The organism is Phycisphaerae bacterium (assembly GCA_012729815.1).
Classification (GTDB): domain Bacteria; phylum Planctomycetota; class Phycisphaerae; order JAAYCJ01; family JAAYCJ01; genus JAAYCJ01.
This window is the reverse complement of sequence record JAAYCJ010000009.1, coordinates 1-1,809: the sequence shown is the minus strand read 5'-3', so window position 1 is coordinate 1,809 and position 1,809 is coordinate 1. Positions and strand designations below refer to the sequence as shown.

Here is a 1,809-nt window from a genome sequence, read left to right as displayed (position 1 = left end):
TTCATGATCGCCGGAATCCCGCCCGCCCGGTCCACGTCCTCCACGTGGTACGGACTCGACGGCGAGACCTTGCAGATATTCGGCGTCCGCTCCGAGAGCTTGTTGATCCGGTCAAGGTCATAGTCGATGCCCGCCTCGCTCGCCAACGCCAGACCGTGCAGAACGGTATTGGTCGACCCACCCATCGCCATATCCAGCACGAACGCATTGTCGAGGCTTGTGAGCGTGATGATGTCACGCGGCTTCAGGTCCCGCTTGACCAGGTCAATGATGGTGCGCCCAGCCTGCTGGAACAGCTTCACCCGCTCCGGATTCAGCGCCGCCCTGCTGCTCGCCAAGATAGTCCCGTTGCCCGGCAGCGCGATCCCCAGCGCCTCGCACAAACAGTTCATGCTGTTGGCGGTGAACATCCCGCTGCACGAACCGCACGTCGGACACGCCACGTCCTCGATCTCCTTGAGTCGCTCGTCCCCGATCCCGCCCTGCTTGTACTTGCCGATCCCCTCGAACACGCTGATCAGATCGACCACCGTCCCGTCCGACAGCTTCCCCGCCGCCATCGGTCCGCCCGACGCGAAAATCGTCGGTATATTACACCGCACAGCCGCCATCAGCATGCCCGGTATGATCTTGTCGCAATTCGGTATGCACACCAGCCCGTCGAACGCATGCGCCCGGACCATCGTCTCCACCGAATCCGCGATCAGCTCGCGCGACGCCAGGCTGTACCGCATCCCCATGTGACCCATCGCGATCCCGTCGCACACCGCGATCGTGTTGAACTCGAACGGCACCCCGCCCGCCTCCCGTATCGCCGCCTTGACCACCTCAGCCACCTTGTTCAGGTGCACGTGCCCCGGCACGATCTCGCAATAGCTGTTCGCCACCCCGATAAACGGCTTGCCGAAATCCTCATCCCGCACCCCGCACGCCCTGAAAAGACTGCGATGCGGTGCCCGTTCGAATCCCTTCTTCACTACGTCGGAACGCACGATTTGATCTCCTCTGGAGAAATACTTCCGCCTCTGAACCAAAAACGCCCCAGCCGCCCGACGCTACCGCATCACCCATTCCTGAGTCGGCTGCGACCCCGGACCCGGATCCACCTGCTCCCGCTTCGCCGGATCCGTCGGCAGAATATACGGAACCATCAGCGTCTTGCGAAGCACAAAAGTCGGCTGAACCTTCGACGGGTCGCTCTTGCCCGCCTCGAAAAGCGGATTCCTCACCTCCACCGCCTCACCCGATAGCCCCTCCACGAACACGTCGAACCGCGTCGTCTTCACATCGAAATCCGGCCAGATCGCCACCGAATCCCGCGCGTTGTCCTCCCCCTGCAGCATCCTGCCCACCAACTCCCGCGGATGCTCAAGCCACGGATACGTCTGCGCGTGACGCTGCTTGATCGCCCCAAATACCTCCGGCGGAACGCTCACCCGCGACCGCAGCACCTCCAGCCCGTCCGTCACCAACGCAAACTCCGGATGAAACACCACGTCCCGACCGGTGTTGTTCTCTACCGTATAGATCATGTACCAGAAACTCTGAACCCCCTCGCCCGGCACAAAAACCTTAATCCGCCTGATATTCTCGTAACGAAAGTCAAGCTGCCACGCCGACGACACCAACGCCGGCTGAGGATACCCCCACACCGCCGACGACGTCACCAACGCCAACACTCCGATCAAAGCTCTCTTCATGGGCCATACTCCCAATCACCAGCGGATGCCATTGCCGTCCAACGCACCACCCGCCAAACCGTCGCCGCAACGCCGGAAACTCGCCCGGCATCCGGATTTAGGCGCAAAT

Annotated in this window: 2 protein-coding genes; both read right to left on the bottom strand. The window is 62.0% G+C overall.

Annotation, left to right across the window (positions count from 1 at the left end):
• Positions 1 to 992 (bottom strand): dihydroxy-acid dehydratase (locus GXY33_00590; GenBank protein ID NLX03619.1); only part of this gene is annotated, 992 nt, incomplete at its 3' end.
• 63 nt (positions 993 to 1,055) lie between these two features.
• Positions 1,056 to 1,700, bottom strand: a complete 645-nt coding sequence (locus GXY33_00585; protein ID NLX03618.1) for a hypothetical protein — start codon at positions 1,698 to 1,700, stop codon at positions 1,056 to 1,058.
• Between the last annotated feature and the right edge of the window lie 109 nt (positions 1,701 to 1,809).

What these genes read in the sequence shown, in the direction of transcription:
- GXY33_00585 (NLX03618.1), bottom strand. Translation starts at nt 1,700, where the DNA reads ATGAAGAGAGCTTTGATCGGAGTGTTGGCGTTGGTGACGTCGTCGGCG.